Source organism: Phenylobacterium sp. (assembly GCF_030697925.1).
GTDB lineage: Bacteria > Pseudomonadota > Alphaproteobacteria > Caulobacterales > Caulobacteraceae > Phenylobacterium.
Genome location: NZ_JAUYOJ010000046.1, coordinates 1 through 5,746, shown reverse-complemented (window position 1 = coordinate 5,746; position 5,746 = coordinate 1). Strand labels below are relative to the sequence as shown.

General features: G+C 71.0%; 5 protein-coding genes. All 5 read right to left on the bottom strand.

The window, feature by feature from the left end; genetic code table 11:
* On the bottom strand, positions 1 to 774 hold a 774-nt coding region (gene truB / locus Q8Q88_RS05060), incomplete at its 3' end, for a tRNA pseudouridine(55) synthase TruB (RefSeq protein ID WP_305674112.1).
* The gene (rbfA, locus tag Q8Q88_RS05055) at positions 774 to 1,214 is read right to left on the bottom strand and encodes a 30S ribosome-binding factor RbfA (protein WP_305674111.1); all 441 of its coding nucleotides are present in this window, start codon (positions 1,212 to 1,214) and stop codon (positions 774 to 776) included. The genes rbfA and truB, both read right to left, overlap by 1 nt.
* 94 nt (positions 1,215 to 1,308) lie before the next feature.
* The gene (locus Q8Q88_RS05050) at positions 1,309 to 2,103 is read right to left on the bottom strand and encodes a dienelactone hydrolase family protein (RefSeq protein ID WP_305674110.1); all 795 of its coding nucleotides are present in this window, start codon (positions 2,101 to 2,103) and stop codon (positions 1,309 to 1,311) included.
* A gap of 39 nt (positions 2,104 to 2,142) precedes the next feature.
* On the bottom strand, positions 2,143 to 2,649 hold the full coding sequence (locus Q8Q88_RS05045; protein ID WP_305674109.1) for a DUF2939 domain-containing protein: 507 nt from the start codon (positions 2,647 to 2,649) through the stop codon (positions 2,143 to 2,145).
* 72 nt (positions 2,650 to 2,721) lie between these two features.
* Positions 2,722 to 5,746, bottom strand: a 3,025-nt coding sequence (infB, locus tag Q8Q88_RS05040) for a translation initiation factor IF-2 (RefSeq protein ID WP_305674108.1), incomplete at its 5' end; no start/stop codon positions are given.

Here is a 5,746-nt window from a genome sequence, read left to right as displayed (position 1 = left end):
TCCCTGCTTCAACTTGAAGGCGTCTTCGGTGGTCACGGCCAGCTCCGGGATGTCGTCCAGGGCGGTCTCGACCGGAAGCAGGGCCTCCAAGCAGCGGGCCTTATGGCCCAAATCCTCAAGCAATTCCAGTGTTATCGCATCTTCCTCGCGGAACGAGCCGACGCGGGTGCGGCGTAGCGCGCTGACATGGCCACAGGCGCCCAGGCGCTCGGCGAGGTCGCGGACCACCGCGCGGACGTAGGCGCCCTTGCCGCAGTCCATCGTGAGTTCGATGTGATCGGCGTCGATGACCCCGGCCACGCGCAGGTCGTGGACCTGGATGGTGCGGGCCGAAAGCTCCACCGTCTCGCCGGCCCGGGCCAGGTCATAGGCCCGCTCGCCGTCCACCTTCACCGCCGAATAGATCGGCGGGACCTGCTGGATCTCGCCGATGAACTCCGGCAGGGCCGCGGCGACGGCCTCGGCGGTCGGACGCACGTCGGAGGTCGCGGTCACCGCGCCCTCGCGGTCGAAGCTGGCGGTGGTGGTCCCCCAGGCGACGGTGAAGCGGTAGGATTTGTCGGCGTCCATCAGGAAGGCGACGGTCTTGGTGGCCTCGCCCAGCGCGATGGGCAGGACGCCGGTGGCGAGCGGGTCCAGGGTCCCGGCATGGCCGGCCTTCTGGGCGTTGAAGATCCGCCGCACCCGGGTGACCGCGCTGGTGGAGCCCAGGTCGTAGGGCTTGTCGAGACAGACCCAGCCCGAGACGGCGTCGCCCTTCTTGCGCCGGGCCATCAGTCCTCGTCCTTCCAGCTGTCGGAAGGTGCGTCGGGGGTCAGGTCCTGGCGGACCTTGGGATTGTCGAACAGGGCCCCGATCCGGGTCGCTTCGTTGAAGCTCTCATCGTGCAGGAACTTCAGGTCCGGGGTGAACTTCATGTCGATGCGACGGCCCAGCTGGCCGCGGATGAACTTGCCGTGCCGGTTCATGGCCGCCACGACCTTGTCGGCGTCGATGCCGCCCAGGGGTTCGACGAAACAGATGGCGTGGCGCAGGTCGGGGCTCATCCGCACCTCCGTGACGGTCACCGAGCGGTCGGCGAGGTCCTGGTCGGTGAAGTCCGATGTGCGCATGATCTCCACCAGGGCGTGGCGCATCAGCTCGCCGGCGCGCAGCTGGCGCTGGGTGGGGCCCGCGGCCACGCCGCGCGGGCGCGGGGCGTTGTTCTTCTTCATGGCTTGGCCTTTCAAAACCTGGCCCGCGGATCGGACGCGGCGGCTCAGGGGAAGGGCGGGCTTCTAGTCGCGTGGGGCCCGGAAGTCCACCCCGTCAGGCCGCCCCGGTGCGCTCGCGGAAGAAGGCCAGCACCCGTTCCTCCGCCGCCTTGGTGGGGCCATCGTCCTTCAGGTGCAGGGTGAGGACCGAATGCGGCTTCATCTGGGCCGGGGCGGCGTCCTCGTCCGCCAGCTCGATGGCCTCGAACCTCTCGCCGAACTCGCGGCGATAGGTCTCGAACCGGGCGTCGGGGACGAAGGCGTCGCTCTTGAAGCGCAGGCCGATCATCGACAGGTCCTCGTCAGCGAACCGGCGGCGGGCGCAGGCGATCTCATCGGCCGAGGCGCCGATCCCCGCGCCACGCTTCGGATTCTTGCCCGCCAGCGGCAGGGAGGGTTGGGACAGCACCGGCGCCACCACCGAGGGCTCGGTCATCATGGCGAGCGCGAAGCCGCCGGTGAAGCACATGCCCACCGCGCCGACGCCCTTGCCGCCGCAGTCGACGTGGACCTTGCGGGCCAAGGCTTTCAGCCAGTCGACGATCGGGCTCGACTTGTCAGTGGCCCAGACATTGAACTCGCGCCGGATGCAGATGCCGGTGATCATCTCGCGCAGGGCGTAGCCGGTGGTGACCGGCCGGCCCGGATCGCCGAACAGGCTGGGGCAATAGACGGTGAGGCCGCAGGCCGCGACCCGGTCGGCGAACCTGATCACCAGGGGATGCAGGCCGGGCATCTCGTGGATGACGATGACCGCCGGGCCGGAGCCCTTCTTGAAGACCCTCCGCGTCCGGCCGCCATGGGTGAACGCGGTGTCCTCGTAGTCCGACAGTGCGGCCTCGTAGCTCATCGCATGCTCCCCCCAAGGCAGGGCTCGAGCTTACACAGATCAGCGCTTGGTCCGCAGCATGGAAAGATCGCCCTCGAAGCCCGACAGCCGCCAGGTCCCGGCGGCCTGCGTGAAGGTCAGCAGGCAGGGACCGTCCTTCCTGCGGGTGGCGCAGACCCGCCCGTCGCCCGCCGGCTTCAGTTGGGCGCCAATGACCAGGGCGTTGGGGATCGGGGTGTCGGGGCCGTAGCCGTAATAGTCGGCCACCGCGCGGAACACCCGGGGCTGGACCAGCACGTCGCCGGCCACATCAGCCAGCACCGGGGAGAGCAGGATGCCGAGCGCCGCCAGCCCGTCGCCAGGCTGGGCCTTGCGGGTCTCGGCCAGCAACCGGCTCTCGATCTGCTGCTTGAGCGCCGGGCGGTCCACATGGGCGTCGAAGGCCCGGCGGTCGTTGTCGCGGATCGAGACCAGCAGGGCGTGGACGTCGTTGGCCGCGTCATAGCGCTGGACCGTGGCGCAGCCGGAGAGCGTCAGGGCGAGAAGGGCGAGAAGGGCGATGCGCATGGCGGACCTTGGACGGCGGGCAAGAAAAAACCCTCCCGTCTCCGGGAGGGTTTTGACGATCTTTGCGGCCAATCAGAGGCTGCGCGCAACCTCTTCGAGGCTGAAGCACTCGATGACGTCGTTTTCCTTGATGTCCTGGAAGCCCTCGAAGAACATCCCGCACTCGACGCCGGAGCCGACCTCGGCCACCTCGTCCTTGAAGCGCTTGAGGGTCTTGAGGGTGCCCAGTTCCAGCACCACGATGTCCTCGCGGATGATCCGGACGCGGGCGCCGCGGCGCACCACGCCTTCGGTGACCCGGCAACCGGCGACCCGGCCGACCTTGGTGATGTCGAACACCTGCAGGACCCGCGCGTTGCCCAGGAAGGTTTCGCGTTGTTCCGGCGCCAGCATGCCCGAGAGCACGCCTTTGATGTCGTCGATCAGGTCGTAGATGATCGCGTAGTAGCGGATTTCGACGCCTTCGCGTTCGGCGAGGGCCTGGGCCTGCTTGGAGGCGCGGACGTTGAAGCCGAGGATCGGGGAGCCCGAGCCCTTGGCAAGCATGACGTCGCTTTCGCTGATCGCGCCGGCGCCCTGGAGGATGATCCGCGCGCGGACCTCGTCGGTGGCGAGCGCATCCAGCGAGCCCACGATGGCCTCGGCCGAACCCTGCACGTCGGCCTTGATGATGACCGGCAGCTCCGAGATCTTCTTGTCCTGAAGCTTGGCCATGAAGTCGGCCATGGTCACGCCGGCGGCGACCGGAGAACCGGCCTTCTCGCGCTTCACCCGGGTGCGGTACTCGGTCAGCTCGCGGGCGCGGGCTTCGTTTTCCACCACGGCGAAGGGCTCGCCCGGCGACGGGGTGCCGTCCAGGCCGAGGATCTCCACCGGAACCGACGGACCGGCGGCGTCAAGCTGCTCGTCGCGCTCATTGAGCAGGGCGCGCACGCGGCCGAAGTTGGAGCCGGCCACCACGATGTCGCCGCGCTTGAGCGTGCCGCGCTTGACCAGGACGGTGGAGACCGCGCCACGGCCCCGATCCAGCTTGGCCTCGATGACGGTGCCGTCGGCGGTGCGATCCGGATTGGCCTTCAGGTCCATGACCTCGGCCTGGAGGAGGATGCCCTCGATCAGGTCGTCCAGGCCCATCTTCTCGGTCGCCGAGACTTGGATGGCCTGGGTTTCGCCGCCCAGGCTCTCCACCACGATCTCGTGCTGCAGCAGTTCGTTGATCACCTTGGTCGGGTTGGCGCCCGGCTTGTCGATCTTGTTGATCGCCACGATGATCGGCGCGCCGGAAGCCTTGGCGTGCTGGATGGCCTCGATGGTCTGGGGCATGACGCCGTCGTCGGCGGCCACCACCAGCACCACGATGTCGGTGACGTCGGCGCCGCGCGCCCGCATGGCGGAGAACGCCGCGTGGCCGGGGGTGTCGAGGAAGGTCACGGACTGGCCGCTCTCCAACCGCACCTGGTAGGCGCCGATGTGCTGGGTGATGCCGCCGTGTTCGCCGGCCGCCACGTCGGCCGAACGCAGGGCGTCCAGCAGCGAGGTCTTGCCGTGGTCGACGTGACCCATGACCGCCACGACAGGCGGACGCGGGAGCAGGTGATCGTCGACATCCTCTTCGCCGATGAAGCCTTCTTCCACGTCGGCCTCGGACACCCGGCGGACCGTGTGGCCGAATTCGGTGGCCACCAGCTCGGCGGTGTCGTTGTCGATGACGTCGTTGATCTTGAGCATCACGCCCTGACGCATCAGGAACTTGATGATCTCCACGCCGCGGGTCGCCATCCGGTTGGCGAGCTCCGCCACGGTGATGACGTCGGGAATGACCACTTCGCGCGCGGCGCGGGCGGCTTCCTGGCCGCCGCCCTTGCGCTTTTCGCGCTCACGCTCGCGGGCCCGGCGAACCGAGGCCAGCGAACGCATCCGCTCGACGGCGCCCTCATCGTCCCCGGCCACGGCCTGGATGGTGAGGCGGCCTTCGCGGCGCTGCTGGGCGCCCTTGACGCGCGAGATGGCCTTGTTCGGCGCGGCCGCGGCCTTGCGGCGCGTATCCTCGTCGTCGTCGGGCCGGCGCGTGGCGTCGCCGCCGCCGGGCCGCGGGGCCTGGCGGGTGGCGCGCTGGATCTCAGGCGTGGCGGGTGGCGCGTTGGGCGCGGCGCCCCTGGGCGGGCGAGCGCCGCCGGGGCGATCCCCGGGACGCCCGGCGCCGCCGGGCGCGGGACGCGGCGACAGGGCCGAATAGCGGACCGGCTCGCCGGACGGACGCGGACGGTCCCCCTGCGGACGGTCCCCTTGCGGGCGATCGCCTTGCGGACGCGGCGGACCACGGTCGCCTTGCGGCCGGGCGTCGCCCTGCGGCGGACGCTGCTGATAGCCGCCCTGGTCGGGACGCGGCGCGCGCTGGCCGAAATTCGCGTTCTCGAACCGGCCGGGCGAACGCTCCGGACGATAGGTGGTGGTCGAGGCCCGGTCGTCGCGGCGTTCGCGGGAGGGTTCGTAGGTGCGGGTCTGGCCGGCCGCCGGAGCGGCGGTCGGAGCCGGACGGGGAGCCGGAGCCTCGGCGCGGGGCGCGGCGGGCGGAGCCGCGGCCGGCGTCGGATCAGCCGGCGTCGGAGCGGGAGCCTGGGCGACCGGGGCCGGGGCCTCAGGCGCCGCGGCCACCGGCGCGGGCGCTTCCGGCGCTGGGGCCGGAGCGGCTGGCGCGACCGGGGCAGGCGCCGGCTCGGCGGCCTTGGCGGCGGCGGCGGACGCCGCGGCGGCGGCGCGGGCGCGCTCTTCGCGGGCCTGCTGCTCGGCGGCCTGGCGGGCCTGATGCTCGCGGGCCAGTTCGATGGCGCGCTGGCGGGCGCGCTGCTCGTCGGCCGACAAGCCCGAACCATCGCCCGAAGGCGAGGCCGGACGCGGCGAGGACGCCGGCGGCGGCGTGAAGGAGCGCTTCTCGGCCGAGGATGGCGCGGCGAGGTTGCCCGCCGGCGCGGTGTGGGTGCGCGCGCGCTTGGTCTCCACGACCACCGTCTTGGAGCGGCCGTGGCTGAAGCTCTGCTTCACCGTGCCCGCGCTGACCGAACCGGCCCCACGGGGCTTGAGGGTCAGGGGAGCTCGC

Bases quoted from the DNA above. Each gene is read 5' to 3' on its own strand.
- rbfA (WP_305674111.1), bottom strand. From the start codon at position 1,214: ATGAAGAAGAACAACGCCCCGCGCCCGCGCGGCGTGGCCGCGGGCCCC.
- Q8Q88_RS05045 (WP_305674109.1), bottom strand. From the start codon at position 2,649: ATGCGCATCGCCCTTCTCGCCCTTCTCGCCCTGACGCTCTCCGGCTGC.
- Q8Q88_RS05050 (WP_305674110.1), bottom strand. From the start codon at position 2,103: ATGAGCTACGAGGCCGCACTGTCGGACTACGAGGACACCGCGTTCACC.